Annotated in this window: 13 protein-coding genes; 3 read left to right on the top strand and 10 right to left on the bottom strand. The window is 65.9% G+C overall.

Annotated elements, in window-relative coordinates:
• Window positions 1-6: 6 nt before the first annotated feature.
• The 9 genes from truA to Q9246_RS07125 form a co-directional block, all read right to left on the bottom strand.
• On the bottom strand, window positions 7-807 hold the full coding sequence (gene truA, locus Q9246_RS07165) for a tRNA pseudouridine(38-40) synthase TruA (protein WP_306396544.1): 801 nt from the start codon (window positions 805-807) through the stop codon (window positions 7-9).
• Complete coding sequence (locus Q9246_RS07160; RefSeq protein WP_306396542.1) at window positions 804-3,827, bottom strand: motility hub landmark protein FimV; 3,024 nt, start codon at window positions 3,825-3,827, stop codon at window positions 804-806. The genes truA and Q9246_RS07160 overlap by 4 nt, the downstream gene beginning before the upstream one ends.
• A 236-nt stretch (window positions 3,828-4,063) precedes the next feature.
• Window positions 4,064-5,206, bottom strand: coding sequence for an aspartate-semialdehyde dehydrogenase (asd, locus tag Q9246_RS07155; RefSeq protein ID WP_306396541.1), 1,143 nt, complete (start codon window positions 5,204-5,206; stop codon window positions 4,064-4,066).
• 27 nt (window positions 5,207-5,233) lie between these two features.
• Window positions 5,234-6,304, bottom strand: coding sequence for a 3-isopropylmalate dehydrogenase (gene leuB, locus Q9246_RS07150; RefSeq protein WP_306396539.1), 1,071 nt, complete (start codon window positions 6,302-6,304; stop codon window positions 5,234-5,236).
• A 16-nt stretch (window positions 6,305-6,320) separates the two neighbouring features.
• A complete protein-coding gene (gene leuD / locus Q9246_RS07145) occupies window positions 6,321-6,968 on the bottom strand; it encodes a 3-isopropylmalate dehydratase small subunit (RefSeq protein WP_306396537.1) in 648 nt (215 codons plus the stop codon).
• A gap of 70 nt (window positions 6,969-7,038) precedes the next feature.
• A complete protein-coding gene (locus tag Q9246_RS07140; protein WP_292032621.1) occupies window positions 7,039-7,161 on the bottom strand; it encodes a hypothetical protein in 123 nt (40 codons plus the stop codon).
• Window positions 7,162-7,203: 42 nt separating this feature from the next.
• Window positions 7,204-8,604: a 3-isopropylmalate dehydratase large subunit gene (gene leuC, locus Q9246_RS07135; RefSeq protein ID WP_306396534.1), complete on the bottom strand. Its 1,401-nt coding sequence runs from the start codon at window positions 8,602-8,604 to the stop codon at window positions 7,204-7,206.
• Between the two features lie 233 nt (window positions 8,605-8,837).
• Window positions 8,838-10,733: a chemotaxis protein CheA gene (locus tag Q9246_RS07130; protein ID WP_306396533.1), complete on the bottom strand. Its 1,896-nt coding sequence runs from the start codon at window positions 10,731-10,733 to the stop codon at window positions 8,838-8,840.
• Window positions 10,733-11,593 (bottom strand): protein phosphatase CheZ, encoded by an 861-nt coding sequence (locus Q9246_RS07125; RefSeq protein ID WP_306396532.1) that lies wholly within the window; start codon window positions 11,591-11,593, stop codon window positions 10,733-10,735. Before Q9246_RS07125 ends, Q9246_RS07130 begins: the two co-directional genes overlap by 1 nt.
• A 387-nt stretch (window positions 11,594-11,980) precedes the next feature.
• Between Q9246_RS07125 and Q9246_RS07120 the strand changes: the two genes are divergently transcribed.
• From Q9246_RS07120 to Q9246_RS07110, 3 genes are all read left to right on the top strand, one after another.
• On the top strand, window positions 11,981-12,448 hold the full coding sequence (locus Q9246_RS07120; RefSeq protein ID WP_306396531.1) for a universal stress protein: 468 nt from the start codon (window positions 11,981-11,983) through the stop codon (window positions 12,446-12,448).
• A gap of 91 nt (window positions 12,449-12,539) precedes the next feature.
• The gene (locus Q9246_RS07115) at window positions 12,540-13,184 is read left to right on the top strand and encodes a response regulator (RefSeq protein ID WP_123071398.1); all 645 of its coding nucleotides are present in this window, start codon (window positions 12,540-12,542) and stop codon (window positions 13,182-13,184) included.
• Window positions 13,185-13,620: 436 nt separating this feature from the next.
• Window positions 13,621-14,415: a Crp/Fnr family transcriptional regulator gene (locus tag Q9246_RS07110; protein WP_306398114.1), complete on the top strand. Its 795-nt coding sequence runs from the start codon at window positions 13,621-13,623 to the stop codon at window positions 14,413-14,415.
• Window positions 14,416-14,430: 15 nt separating this feature from the next.
• Here Q9246_RS07110 and Q9246_RS07105 read toward each other — a convergent pair whose 3' ends face one another.
• A complete protein-coding gene (locus Q9246_RS07105) occupies window positions 14,431-15,186 on the bottom strand; it encodes a hypothetical protein (protein WP_306396527.1) in 756 nt (251 codons plus the stop codon).
• Window positions 15,187-15,257: the final 71 nt, after the last annotated feature.

Below are 15,257 nucleotides of genomic sequence, written 5' to 3'. Positions count from 1 at the left end.
GATGAATTACAGCCACGGCAGGGGCATCGAGGCCTCCTGCGGCAGCTTCCATTTCGGATCGTACTCGATTTTGGCGAAGTACAGGCCGTCCGGCATGAAGGTCGGCGCCGCCGCGTCGCGCGAACGCGCGGCCAGCACCTCGGCCATCCAGCTTGGCTCGTTGCGCCCGGTGCCGACATAGATCAGCGAGCCGACGATATTGCGCACCATATGGTGCAGGAAGGCGCTGGCGCGCAGGGTGAACACGATGATGTCGCCGTGGCGCGCGATGCTCACCTCGTGCATGTCCTTGACCGGCGTGTTGGCCTGGCAGCCGCTGGCGCGGAAGCTCGTGAAATCATGGGTGCCGATCAGGTGGCGCGCGCCTTCGCGCATGCGCTCGACGTCCAGCGGACGGAACACCCACCCTGCCCGCTTGGCCAGCAGGGCCGATGGGTTCGGGTGGTTGTAGAGCACATAGTGATAGGTGCGCGAGCGGGCCGAGAAGCGGGCGTGGAAATCCTGGCCGTCTTCATCCTGCGTCACCGCCACCGCCCAGCGCACCACGATCGACTCGGGCAGGAAGGCGTTCACGCCGCGCACCCAGGACTGGGCCGGACGATCCAGGTCGGTATCGAAGTGGACCACCTGCTCCATCGCATGCACGCCGGCGTCGGTGCGGCCGGCGCAGGTCGTGTGCAGCGGGACGCAGGCGAACTTCTCGAGCGCGATCTCGAGGCGGTCCTGGACGGTGTTCCGTTCCGGCTGTTTCTGGTAGCCGTTCCAACCGGTGCCGATGTACTGGACACCCAAAGCAATCCGGGTCACGCCAGCAGTTCCCTCATCGCGCTGGCCTTGCCGACCTGCTCGCTATTGCCGCCCTTGATGACTTCGTCCAGCAGTTCGCGCGCGCCTTCCTTGTCGCCGATCTCCTGGTAGGCGATGGCGAGGTCGAGCTTGGTCTCCATCTCCATGTGCTCGGGCGACAGCTGGCCCGGCGCGCTGTCCACGGCGCCCAGGTCGGCGACGGCTGGCTGCGCGGTCGGTTCGGACGGCGGCAGGTCGAGGTCGAAGTCGGCCAGGTCGAATGCCGGCGCGGCCTTGTTGTCGGCAGGCGCCGCATCGGCTGCAAATGCCTCCCGTGCCGGCACTTCCTGCGGCGCCGGCACCGGCGCCGGGGTTTCCGGCAGGTCGAAGGCGTCGAACGGATCGTCCAGGCGCGCGCCGAAGTCCTTCGGCTCGGCGCCGGCGCCGGCCGTGGCGCGCGGCTCGCCCGGCGTGCCGAAGTCCATCGTGTCGAGGTCGAACAGCGGATCTTCCGACAGGTCCGCCTTCGGCGCCGAACGCGCAGGCGCCTCATCGAACGCCGGCGCGGCCGGCGTCACCGGGATGGTCGGCGCCGAAAAGTCCATGGTATCGAGGTCGTGCAGCGGATCGGCCTGCGCCACGGTCGCTTGCGGCGTGCTGCCCGGCAGCGGCGGCAGGCCTTCGAAGTCCCTGGCCAGGCCGGCCATGTCGACCGGCGTCGCCTGCACCTGCGACTGCGGCGACAGGTCGAGCGTGAAGTCGTCGTCGATCTCGTCCGCCGCTTGCGCTTGCGCGGCCGCTGGCTGGACAGTGGCCGGCGCATTGAAGTCCATGTCGAAATCGAGGTCGTTCGTATCCGGCGTTGGCTTGGGCTGCTCGGCCGGCGCGGTCGACGGCGCGGCAAACGGCGTCATGTCGAATTCCAGGTCGGGCACGGCGGTCGCCTCCGGGTCCGGACGGCTGGCGGTCGGCGCCGGCTGGTCGGTATTCGTCACCGGCTCGAAGGTCAGGCCGCCCAGGTCGAAGTCGAGCGTGTTGTCGTCGCCGCCCGACTTGGTCGCTGGCTCGGCCTGCGGCGCGGCCGTGCGGTCCTCGTCGTCCTTGGCCAGGGTCACCGCGGCGGCGGCGGCGGCAGCGGCAGCGATGCCGGCGCCCACGGCCGGGCCGCCGCGGAAGGCGTCTTCATACTGCTGCGACAGGATGGCCTGCTGGCTGCGCTCCTGCGGCGACGGCGTCGGCGCAGGGGCCGGCGCGGCGTTCGCGTACAAGGGATTGGCCGGATCGATACCCAAGCCCAGCGCCGCGGCCTGGGCCCATTCGTCGCCCGCGCCGCCGGTCAGGGCGTGCAGTTCGCGCGCCTGGGCTTCGAAGGCGCGCGTGTCCTTGCGCGTGGCGTAGATCTCGAGCAGCTTGAGGCGCACCGGGTGGCGTTCCGGGTGGGTGCGCAGCGCTTCCTTCAGGATTTCCTCGGCCTGGGCGTCGCGGCCATAGGCGATATAGACGTCGGCTTCGGCGACCGGATCGACCTCGTTGGTATCGAGCTGGCTGGCCGACGGGGCGAAGCTGGAATTGAACACGCTGTTATTCGTGTCGACGCTCTGGCCGCCGCTCTCGGCGAACAGCGAGTGGGCGCTGGCGCCCGGCACGCCCAGCACCGACGGTTCGGACGGCGCCGGCTTGGTGTCGGCCTGCTGGCGCTTGCGGCGCTGGGATATGCCGAGCGCGGCCAGCAGCAGCACCAGCGCGCCGGCGCCGATGTACAGCATATTGTCGAGGATGGTGTCGACGAAGCTCTTCTCCGGCGGCGGCGCCGGCTTCTTGGGACGTGGACGCGGCGCCGGCTTCTCGGCGGCAGCCGTCTCGGCCGCGGTCGCGGCGGCCGCTGCGGCGGCGGCCTGCTCGGCTTCGGCGCCGGCCCGGTTGGGCACCGTCATCAGGTTTTCGAGTTCGTTGACGTTCTTCTCGAGTTCTTTTACGCGCGCTTCGGCCTGGGCCAGCTCGCGCTCCTTGGCGATCGTGTCCTCGACGCTGGCAGTGCCGTCGTCCGGCGCGCCGGCGGCGCTCGGCGCAGCCTTGGACAGCTGCAGCTTGTCCTGCGCTTCGCTGACGGCGGTCGGACGCTGTTCGACGCGCGCGCTGACGCGGCCGCTGGCGCTCTGGCCGCCCTGCGGCGCGGCACTCGGCGCGCTGCTGGCGACCTGGCCGGCGAGCTTGTTGCGGTAGGCGTCGAAGTCGGCCGCATGGGCCACCACCACGCCGCGCGCCTCGCCCTGGCCGGCGCCGCCGCGAACCGAATCGGCATCCGGGATGCTCAGGATCTGGCCCGATTTGAGGCGGTTCATATTGTTGCCGATGAAGGCGTCCGGATTCGCGCGGTACAGCGCGACCAGCATCATGTCGAGCGAGATGTCGGCCGGCTTGACGTCGAGCGCGATGCCGCTGAGCGTGTCGCCGCGGCGCACGCGGTAGCTGTCCTCGGCGTCGCGCGCCTGGGCTTCGCGCGCCTGGCGTTCGGCGCCGCGGCGAGCAGCGGCGATGCGCGCCTGCTCGGCCGTTGCTGGCGCGGGAGTGGCGGTCGCGGTAGTCGCTGGCGAGGAAGGCGCGGCCGGTTGACGCTGCGGCGCAGCCGCCACCTGGGCCGGCTGGGTCGTGCGCAGTTCCGCCGGGTCGAGCAGGAAGGTGTATTCGCGCACCAGGCGACCATTATTCCAGGTCAGCTCCAGCAGCATGTCGACGAAGGGTTCATTGAGCGGCTGGGTCGAGCTGACCCGGATCACCTGGCGCCCGCCCCGCTCCTCGACCGCGAAGCGCAGCGACAGCAGCGCCGGATTGAATTCGATGTTCGCCGCGCGGAAGGCTTCGGGATTGGCCAGCTTGACCGCCATGCTCGCCGGATCTTCGCCGGCGCTGGTGGTCAGCTCGATCTCGGCGCGCAGCGGCTGGCCTAGCGCCGACAACACTGTCAATTTTCCCAGTCCGGCCGCGTGGGCGGCGGAAGACAACAACACTGCACTGGCCACGGCGACGGCGGTCTTTTTCAACGCGAATGCCATGAGCGGAGAGGGGTGCGAAAAATGCATAGTTAGCAGCGAAATGAGTTGGCCGAGGGAAAGGCGGTTTCCCGGAGTCTCAACATAACATCATGCTCTGGAGCACGCAAGCTCCCGACGCACGCCGAGGACTGGAGTATGCACCTTCTTGAAAACGAATGCCCCGCGGGCGGGGGCATTCGATATTCAACATGCATCTCAGTTGCCGCGCAGGCAACAAATGAGGCTTAGCGTTCGAGCACGATCCGCAGCATGCGGCGCAGCGGCTCGGCCGCGCCCCACAGCAACTGGTCGCCGACCGTGAAGGCCGACAGGTAATCGTCGCCCATCGACATCTTGCGCAGGCGGCCGACCGGGATGCCCAGGCCGCCGGTGACGGCTGCCGGCGACAGGTCGCGCATCGACGCTTCGCGGGTATTCGGCACCACCTTCACCCACTGGTTGTGCTTGGCGATGATGTCCTTGATCTCGTCCAGCGGCACGTCCTTGGTCAGCTTGATGGTCAGCGCCTGCGAGTGGCAGCGCATGGCGCCGATGCGCACGCACAGGCCGTCCACGGGAATCGCCCGGCCCGCGCCAGGGTTGCTATCGAAGCCCGCGCCGCGGCCCAGGATCTTGTTGGTCTCGGCGCCCGCCTTCCACTCTTCTTTCGACTGGCCGTTGCCCAGGTCCTTGTCGATCCACGGAATCAGGTTGCCGGCCAGCGGCACGCCGAACTGCTTGGTCTCGTCAGCGCTCAGACCATGTTGGGTCGCCAGCACGGTGCGGTCGATCTCGAGGATGGCCGATGCCGGATCGTCCAGCAGCGACTTCACCGAGTTGTTGATGGTGCCGAACTGGGTCAGCAGTTCGCGCATGTGCTGGGCGCCGCCGCCCGACGCCGCCTGGTAGGTCATGGACGTCATCCACTCGACCAGGCCCTGCTCGAACAGGCCGCCCAGGCCGATCAGCATGCACGACACGGTGCAGTTGCCGCCGATGTAGTTTTTCACGCCTTTCGACAGCGCGGCATCGATCACCGAACGGTTGACCGGGTCCAGCACGATGACGGCGTCATCGTTCATGCGCAGGGTCGACGCGGCGTCGATCCAGTAGCCGTTCCAACCGGCCGCGCGCAGTTTCGGGAACACCTCGCTCGTGTAGTCGCCGCCCTGGCAGGAGATGATGATCTCGCATTTCGACAGTTCGGTAATGTCGGTCGCGCTTTTCAGGGTAGTTTCGTTTTTCGCCATCTTCGGCGCGGCGCCGCCCGGATTCGAGGTGGTGAAGAACACCGGCTCGATGTGGTCGAAATCGCCTTCCTCTTGCATGCGTTGCATGAGGACCGAGCCGACCATGCCGCGCCAACCTACCAGACCAACTAATTTCATCATCTTCCCTTGGAGTTTTAGAAAACCTTATGAGAGCGCCGCGACGACCGCGTTGCCCATCTCTTCGGTGCCCACCTTCGTGGACCCTGCTTCGAAAATATCCGGCGTGCGCAGACCTTGCGCCAGCACGCGCTTGACCGCGTTCTCGATACGGTCCGCCTGTTCGGTGAGGCCGAGCGAGAAGCGCAGCATCATCGCCGCCGACAGGATCGTCGCCAATGGATTGGCTACGCCCTGCCCCGCGATATCGGGCGCCGAGCCGTGCGACGGTTCGTACAGGCCCTTGTTGTTGGCGTCGAGCGAAGCCGACGGCAGCATGCCGATCGAACCGGTCAGCATGGCGGCGGCATCCGACAGGATATCGCCGAACATATTACCAGTAACGATCACATCGAACTTCTTCGGCGCGCGCACCAGTTGCATGGCCGCGTTATCGACGTACATGTGTTCGAGCGCGACGTCCTGGTATTCCTTGTGCACATCGGTGACGACGTCGCGCCAGAACTGGAAGGTTTCCAGCACATTGGCCTTGTCGACGCTGGTCACGCGCTTGTCGCGCTTGCGCGCTGCCTGGAAGGCCACGTGGGCGATGCGACGGATCTCGCCTTCGGCATAGCGCATGGTGTCGAAGCCTTCGCGCTGCCCCTTGAATGGACCGTCCGGGCATTCGCGCACGCCGCGCGGCTTGCCGAAATAGATGTCGCCGGTCAGTTCGCGGATGATCAGGATGTCCAGGCCAGAGACGACTTCAGGCTTGAGCGTGGACGCGCCGGCCAGTTCCGGATACAGGATCGCCGGACGAAGGTTGGCGAACAGGGCCAGCTCGCGGCGCAGGCCCAGGATGGCCTGCTCGGGACGCAGCGCGCGCTCGAGCGTGTCGTACTTGTAGTCGCCGACCGCGCCGAACAGCACCGCATCGGCTTCTTTCGCCAGCTTGAGGGTGCCTTCCGGCAGCGGGTGGCCGTGGGCCGCGTAGCCGGCGCCGCCGACGTCCGCGCTTTCCATCTCGAACGACTCGCCGAGGGCGTTCAATACCTTCACTGCTTGCGCGGTGATCTCCGGGCCGATGCCGTCACCCGGCAGGATCGCGATTTTCATTCAGCTGCTTTCTCGATTAGATGGTGTTGGCGAGCCACGGCTGGGCCGCGACGTGGCGTTGTTCGAAGGCGCGGATCTCGTCGGCATGGCGCAGGGTCAGGCCGATATCGTCCAGGCCGTTCAGCAGGCAGTATTTGCGGAACTCGTCGATGGCGAAGCCGAAGGACAGGCTGCCGTCTTGCGTACCGATGCGCTGCTGCCCGAGGTCGATCGTGAGCTGGAAGCCTGGGTTGCCTTCGACGGCCTGAAACAACGTTTCGATCTCTTCTTCGCTCAGCACGATCGGCAGCAGGCCGATCTTGAAGCAGTTGTTGAAGAAGATGTCGGCGAAGCTCGGCGCCACCACGGCGCGGAAACCGTACTGCTGCAGCGCCCACGGCGCATGTTCGCGCGAGGAACCGCAGCCGAAGTTCTTGCGCGCCAGCAGGATCGAGGCGCCGGCATAGCGCGGCTGGTTCAGCACGAAGTCCGGATTGAGCGGCCGGGTGCTGCAATCCTGCCCCGGCTCGCCGTGGTCGAGATAGCGCCACTCGTCGAACAGGTTCGGACCAAAGCCGGTGCGGCGGATCGATTTCAGGAACTGCTTCGGGATGATGGCGTCGGTATCGACATTGGCGCGGTCGAGCGGCGCCACCACGCCCTGGTGTACGGTGAATTTATCCATTTTTTCCGTCATCCCCGCGCAGGCGGGGTCCAAGCTTGTCCCCGCGCAGGCGGGGATCCAAGCTAACTATTTATTTACCGCCAGCGCTGGTCACGACCTGGCCCACTTTCGACACATCGCGACCGATGCCCGAGATGGTGTTGCAGCCGGCTAGCAGAATGGTGATGAGGGACAGTGCGAATGCTTTTTTCATGATGGTCCTGTTACAGATAAACGGTCTTGCTCATATAACGCATCAGAGCGCACGAACGTCGACAAAGCGCCCCGCGATCCCGGCGGCGGCCGCCATCGCCGGCGACACCAGGTGGGTGCGTCCGCCCTGCCCCTGGCGGCCTTCGAAGTTGCGGTTCGAGGTCGAGGCGCAGCGTTCGCCCGGCTCCAGGCGGTCGGCATTCATCGCCAGGCACATCGAGCAGCCCGGCTCGCGCCATTCGAAGCCGGCATCGACGAAGATGCGGTCCAGCCCTTCGCGCTCGGCCTGTTCCTTGACCAGGCCCGAACCCGGCACCACCATCGCCAGTTTCACACTGGCGGCGCGGTGGCGGCCGCGCACCACCTCGGCGGCGGCGCGCAGGTCTTCGATGCGCGAATTGGTGCACGAGCCGATGAACACCTTGTCGATCGGGATCTCGTCGATCGGCGTGTTCGGCGCCAGGTCCATATAGGCCAGCGCTTTCTCGATCGCGCCGCGGCGCACCGGGTCAAGCTCGTTTTGCGGATCGGGCACGCGGCCATCGATCGCGGTGACCATCTCGGGCGAGGTGCCCCAGGTGACCTGCGGCTGGATGTCCTTCGCATCGAGTTCGACGACGGTGTCGAATACCGCGCCGTCGTCGGTGTGCAGGGTGCGCCAGTAGGCTACCGCCTGTTCCCACTGCTCGCCCTTGGGCGACAGCGGACGGTCCTTGACGTAGGCGATCGTGGTGTCGTCCACCGCCACCATGCCGGCGCGGGCGCCCGCTTCGATCGCCATATTACAGACCGTCATGCGGCCTTCCATCGACAGCGCGCGGATGGTCGAGCCGCCGAATTCGATCGCATAGCCGGTGCCGCCGGCGGTGCCGATCCGGCCGATCACGGCCAGCACGATGTCCTTCGCGGTCACGCCCGGGTTCAGCGCGCCCTCGACCTTCACCAGCATCGATTTCGACTTCTTGGCCAGCAGGGTTTGCGTGGCCAGCACGTGCTCGACTTCCGAGGTGCCGATGCCGTGCGCCAGGCAGCCGAAGGCGCCGTGGGTCGAGGTATGCGAATCGCCGCAGACGACGGTCATGCCCGGCAGGGTCGCGCCTTGTTCCGGCCCGATCACGTGCACGATGCCCTGGCGCTTGTCGTTCATGTCGAAGTACGTGAGGCCGAAGGCCTTCGTGTTGGCGTCGAGCGTCTCGACCTGCAGGCGTGAGGTCGGGTCGGCGATGCCTTGCGCGCGGTCGGTGGTCGGCACGTTGTGGTCGGCCACGGCCAGGTTCGCGGACACGCGCCATAGTCCACGGCCGGCTTCGCGCAGGCCATCGAAGGCTTGCGGGCTGGTGACTTCGTGCACCAGGTGGCGGTCGATATAGAGGACTGTGGTGCCATCGGCGTCGGCACGCACGACATGGGAATCCCAGAGTTTGTCGTAGAGCGTTTTTTGCATGGTCGATCCAGTGTTGCGGTGAGGTGAGGCGCGGTCCATGAGTGACAGGACCGGTTTTCGATTATGCCATAATTGTGCAGTGCCGCACCAAGCCGGGGCGGCGCACGTTTATGCCAATGACCTTACCACGCGGCAAATAATATTTGCAAGCTTTTTGCTATATGCAAATAAAAAAAGCCTGCGTCGATGACACAGGCTTTTGTCTGCGCTTTTGGCGCGTGTAGCAAATAACGTCAGGCTGCGAGCCTGACGCTGCTCCTGCACCCATCCATCAGGAACGACAAGCCGACCACCAGCACCAGCTCGCCCTCTGCCGAGCGCGCGGTGCCGGTGATGCCTTCGACCGTCAGCGCGGTCATCGGCTTGATCACCAGGTCGGCCGTGCCATCGACCGCTTCCATCGCCAGGATATAAGGTTGCGGCGCGTTGATGACGATGCCCACCTTTTCCAGCGCGGCCTCGTAACCCAGCGCCAGCGCCAGCGAACGCACCGGCAGCGGGCGGCCCTGGTCCTTCAGCACCGGGGCGCCGCCGACGCAGGCGAAATCGTCCGGCAGCTCGACCACGCGCTCGACGACGGCCATCGGCAGCGCCAGTTGCGCGCCCGAGGTCGACACCAGCATGGTCGGTACGATCGACAATTCGATCGGCAGGCGGATCGCGAAGCGCGTGCCCTTGCCCAGCGAGGATTCGATGCGGATTGCGCCGCGGTTCTTCTCGACCGCCGTCTTGACCACGTCCATGCCCACGCCGCGGCCCGACACCGAGGAAGCCACTTCCTTGGTCGAGAAGCCCGGCAGGAACACGAGCTGATAGGCGTCTTCGTCGCTCTGGGCGCCGTTCTCGCCGATCAGGCCCTTGTCGATCGCCTTCTTGCGCAGGACGACCGGGTCCATGCCCTTGCCGTCGTCCTGCAGCACGATCATGACGCTGTTCGCCTCTTGCCAGGCCTTGAGCAGGATGAAGGCCTTGGCCGGCTTGCCGGCGGCGACGCGCGCTTCCGGCGCCTCGATACCGTGGTCCAGCGCATTGCGCAGCATGTGCACCAGCGGATCGTACAGGCTGTCCACCACCACGCGGTCGACTTCGGTCTCGGCGCCTTCGATGGTCAGTTCGACGTCCTTGCCCAGGTCTTTCGCCAGTTCGCGCACCAGGCGCGGGAATTTCTGGAACAGGCGGCCCACCGGCTGCATGCGCGTCGCCAGCGTCGCGCGCTGCAGTTCGGCCGAGTAGCGCGAGGCGCGCTCCAGGGTCTCGGTCAGCGTTGCCATCAGCACCGCGGCCTGGCCTTCGAACTTGAACTGCTGCAGGCGTTCGAGCAGCACGGCGGCCTGGTTGGCGGCCTGCACCGATTCGCCGGCCACTTCGAGCAGCGCGTCGAGCTTGACGGCATCGATGCGAATGCTTTCGTCCTTGGCCGGTGCGGCGGCGGCAGCCTTGTTGTCGGTGCGGCGCTCGACGCCGTCCCAGCCCTTGGCGCCGGCGGCCGGCGCGGCAGCGGCGGCAGGCGCCACGGCGGGCACGGGTGCAGCAGCGGCGGCCGGTGCTGCCGCAGCGGCGGCAACCGGGGCGGCGGCGCTGATGGCGATCGCGTTCGCGGCCGGCACCACGGCGTTGTACATGCCGGTCCAGTCGAGGCCATCGGCATCGACGGCGGCGGGAGCCGCTGCGGCGACCGGCGCCGCCTCGACCGCCACCGGAGCGGGGACAGCTGCGGCGGCAGGCGCGGCCGCGGGAACATTGTCCTTGCCTTCGATCGCGTCCATCAGGATGCGCTCGAGGTCGCCCGGCATTTGCGCCAGGCCTTCCGGCGGCGTGCCGTTGTTCAGGTCACCCAGCTGGTCGGCCACGAAGCCCGACGCCTGCAGCGCCGCCTCGATCGCGAGCGGGGTCACCGGCGCGGCGCCGGTGCGCAGCGCGTCGAACAGGTTCTCGGTCAGGTGGCAGGCCGCGACCAGCGCGGGCAGGCCCATGAAGCCGGCGCCGCCCTTGATCGTGTGGAACGACCGGAACACCGCGTTCAGGGTTTCCTTGTTGTCGGGGTCGCGTTCGAGGCGCAACAGGTGTTCTTCTACGTTGACCGCCAGATCCATCGCCTCGACGACGAAATCCTTCAGCATATCGTCCATTAGAACCCCAGATCGGCAAGCAGATCGTCAACACTGTCCTGGTTCAGCGCCGTATCCGGCACCGACGGGCCTTGCATCAGCGGCGCCGGAGCAGCCGGCTGTTCTTTCTTGGCGAGCTTTTCCTTGATGTCGGCCGGCGCATTGTCGCGCAGCAGCTGGGCCAGCTCGCTTTCGACGGTCTGCGTGATCTTGACGACCTTCTTGATCAGCTGGCCGGTGATGTCCTGGAAGTCCTGGGCCATCATGATCTCGAGCAGGCGTGCCCGCTCGGCTTCGGTCGCCTCGTTCACCAGCGCGGCGAACTGGCGCGAATCGCCGGCCAGGGCCTTGAATTCGTCCAGGCTCAGCTTGCCTTCGAACAGGTCGGCCCAGCGGGTTTCCATGTCCTTGGCCTGCTTCTGCAGCAGGTCTTGCGCCGGCATGCCTTCGTCCAGGGTGTTGAGCACCTTGTTGGCGGCCTGTTCGGTCAGGGTGGCGACGTATTCCAGGCGGTCCTGGGCGTCGACGATCTGGGTCGAGGCTTCGGTCAGCGCCTTGTCGTAGCCCAGCTCGCGCAGCGAATCGTGCAGCAGGCGGACGATGCCGCCCAGGCGCTCGAACATCCCGCCTTCGTGGCCGTCGTCGGCGTGCGCGGCCGCGGCCGGGGCGGCCGGCACTGCCGCGGCGACAGCGGCGGCCACGGCGACCGGCGCGGCGGTAGCGGATACCTGGTCGAACAGCGATTCCAGGTCGTCTTCGTCATTGCTGGCTGCGGCGGGCGCCGGCGCCGGCTCGGCGGCGGCGGGACTTGGCGGTGCGCTGGTGCGCTGCGCCGCCACTTCCTCGAATAGTGCGTCGAAATCGTCAGCGGCGTCGGTCATAATCCCTGCTTCTCCATAATGTATAAATGTGCAATCAGCTGTGCAATCCGGGGGTTCTGCTGCCTCCACCAGGCCGTCGCGGCCGCAAATAAATTGGTGGATTAATTGAAGCGAGTGTAGCAGCGTGGTTGCCGTAGGTAAATCTCAGAGAGGGCGATGCAACAAAATGGACAAGGAAACTTAATTCCGCGACAATTAAAACGGGTTGTTCCTGATGCTTTTCACAAGCCCGGTGTTGTATTTTGTAATCGCAGGTCACTTCCGGGCGGCCTGCCGCATCGCAGCTGCCCCCCTTTTCATTTGATTGAACTCAACTGTTTGCGTCTCAGAAATCGCCATCCTGACTGGAATGTTCAGAATGGGCGTGACCAAGGAGGAGGAAGCATCATGTACCGCAAGATCCTGATCACCACCGACGGCTCGGCCGTGTCGCAGCACACCGCTTGCGCCGGCGTCAAGTTCGCGCAACAGATGGGCGCCGAAGTGCTGGCCCTGTTCGTCGCCCCCGAGTACCAGTATCCCGTGTACGTCGAGATCATCCCGCCCTCCTACCCCAGCGAAGAAGACTATATCGCCCAGATGCGGCGCATGGGCGAGGAATACATGGGCAAGATCACCCGCTCCTGCGCCGGGGCCAATCTCCAGTACGCCTGCATGACGGCATTTTCCGATTCGGCGGCGCTCAAGATCGTCGACGTCGCCGAGCAGGAGGGCTGCGACCTGATCTTCATGGGCTCGCACGGGCGCAGCGGCTGGAACCAGCTGCTGCTGGGCAGCGTGACCAACAAGGTCTTGTCGCACACGACCAAGCCGGTGCTGGTGCACCGCCTGATCGCCGAGCCGGCCGCGACTTGACCCGCCTTTGCCCCTTGTTCGTGTATTTACCGCTACAATAGATTTTTGCTGATCCCGGGTAGGAAACCGCTTCAGGTTCGAGGAATCGATAATGGTAAGAATCGTCATCGCCGATGACCACACGATCATGCGCGAGGGGCTCAAGCGCATCCTCGACGGCGCCGAGGAAGTCGACATCGTCGGCGAGGCCACCAACGGCTTCGAGGTATTGTCGCTGGTGCGCCAGGGCGGATTCGACCTGCTGCTGCTCGACCTGTCCATGCCCGGCCGCAGCGGGGTCGACCTGATCCGGCAAGTGCGCAGCGAAGCGCCCAAGCTGGCGATCCTGATCCTCACCATGCACGAGGAAGAGCAATACGCGGTGCGCGCGATCCGGGCCGGCGCCCAGGGCTATCTCACCAAGGAGAGCGCGGGCACGCAACTGGTGGGGGCGATCCGCAAGGTCGCCTCGGGCCGCCCTTATATTAGTACAGAAGTCGCCGAGCAATTAGCGCTGAACATCATGGCGCCCAGCGAACAATTGCTGCACAAGCAGTTGTCGGACCGCGAATTCGAGGTGTTTTCGCACCTGGTGAGCGGCAAGTCGATCACCGAGATCGCCAATGGCCTGCACCTGTCGGTGAAGACCGTCAGTACCCACAAGACCCGGATCATGCAGAAAATGGGCATGAGCTCGCTGTCCGAGATGGTCCAGTACGCCGTCGCGCACCGCCTGCTGTCGCCGCTCAAGGCCTGACCCTCGCCACGCCTGGCCCTCGATGTCCTTTGACCGCCGCGCGTGGCTTTCGTGCGGCGGCCCCCCGTTGCCGCCTGCCGCCGGTGGCAGTCGGACTCGCCTCTTTTTTTGCCGTCTCGCAACCAGCCGTCATTCGGGCGGCGTTCCTGGTAATAGGAGTATTCCTACGACTGCACCATCTGTCCTACCTACATATTCAGGCAACGCTGATATTCGTGCCGGACTCGTGTTGGCATACTGAATTCAGCGTTTCGACTTGCTTGCGATCCAAGTCACGGCGTCAGCCATATAGCAACCATGGCATGGCAGACGCGCTACCGCACGCTGCCGTGCTGCCGGGGTCGCATGAAACCTGAGTTCCTTACCGGAGATGAGCATGCAGTCCCAGCCACCGTCAGAACAACGCAACGCCAGCCAGCCGACCCTGCATTCCCCGATGGAAGCCGGACGTCAACGGCAAGGACGACTTTGGTCCAACCTGAAAGAAGTGTGCGACCTGCTCCGTATTCCCGCCAGCGTGTCGGTGAGCTCCGAAGAATTGCTGTTCCAGCACGTCCAGTTCAAGACCGGCCAGCGCGTGCACACGATCGGCCAGGCCTTCGACACCCTGTACATCGTCAACTCGGGCTTCCTCAAGACGGTGCTGATCGACGAATTCGGCAACGAGCAGGTACTAAGCTTCCCCATGAAGGGCGATATGCTCGGCGTCGACGGCATCCATACCCGCCACTACGCCTCCGAGGCGGTGGCCCTGTCCGACTGCGACCTGATCCTGCTGCCGTTCAAGAAACTGACCGCGCTGGGCCGCGTGCACAGCGAACTCGAGAACATGATGTACGGCGTCATGAGCCGCGAACTGGTGCGCGAGCAGACCATGATCGGCATGCTCGGCGCCCTGTCGGCCGAGGCGCGGGTGGCCCGCTTCCTGGTCTCGCTGGCCGATCGCTTCGCCGCGATGGGTTACTCCAGCAAGCTGTTCAACCTGCGCATGACGCGCCACGAGATCGGCAGCTACCTGGGCCTCACGCTCGAGACCGTCAGCCGCACGCTGTCGGCCTTCAACGAGATCGGCCTGATCACCGTCGACCAGCGCACCATCGGCATCAAGGATGCCGAAGCGCTCAAGACCCTGCGCCGCCTGCCGCCCTCGCGTTCGCGCACCAAGGGCGCTGCCCGCCAGAAGGCCGAGCTCGATCAACCTGGCGACGACCAGGTGCTGGCAACCGCCTGAACGCCAGTTCGCGCCTTATTCCCGGTCCAGCGACAGCACGCCATCGTTCACACGCACCCGGTCGCCCTTGCGGTAACCGGGATTGTTGTCGAACTCGACAGCCTGGGTGGCCTCGGTTGTATTCATGCGCACCGTGACCCGGTAGCGCTGGGCCGCCTGCACGTCGCTGGCCAGCGGCCGCGCGCTACCCGTCGCTTCCCGCACGATCTCCACTTTCTCGACGATCCCGCAACTGGTGCAATAGCGCGCCACGCGCGGGCGCTCGGTCGTGCGCGGCGGCGGTGGCGGCGCGGCGCCCGGGGCGGCGCTGGCCACATTGGCGTCCTTCGACGCCAGTTGCCGCACCGGTTCCTGCGCCTGCCCCTGCGCCGTATCGCCGCGCACCAGGCCGTCGCGCAGCACGGTCGTCGCGACCTGGCTGCCCAGCCGCATCTCGGCGGTCACCGGACTACTTGCTTGCAGCCGGTCATGGTTGCCGATCACATAGCTGCCGCTGTACTGGCCGGGCTCGGTCTCCTGCATCTGCACGGCGCGGGTGGCGCCGTCGATGCTCACGCTCACCGTAGCGTTTTGGGTGCCGTATACCTGGAAATGCAGGGCAGCGCCCTGCTCCAGGCGCGGCACTTTCTCCACATGGAAGCCTTCGATGGCCGGCGTCACGGTGCGGCTCAGGGGCAAAGTCTGCGCCAGGGCCGTGCCGCTCGTCGCCAGCAGCATGCCGGCCGGCGCCAGGGCAGCCACCAGCGCACACGTCACGATGCGTTTTTTCATGGCAATCTCCTTATCTAGCAGACGGCATGACACCGCCTTCGGTCTTACAGGACAGTACGCCGGTGAAAAAA

The organism is Telluria beijingensis, from assembly GCF_030770395.1.
GTDB lineage: Bacteria > Pseudomonadota > Gammaproteobacteria > Burkholderiales > Burkholderiaceae_D > Telluria > Telluria beijingensis.
The sequence above is the reverse complement of the archived record's forward strand: the minus strand, read 5'-3'. Positions and strand labels throughout refer to the sequence as shown.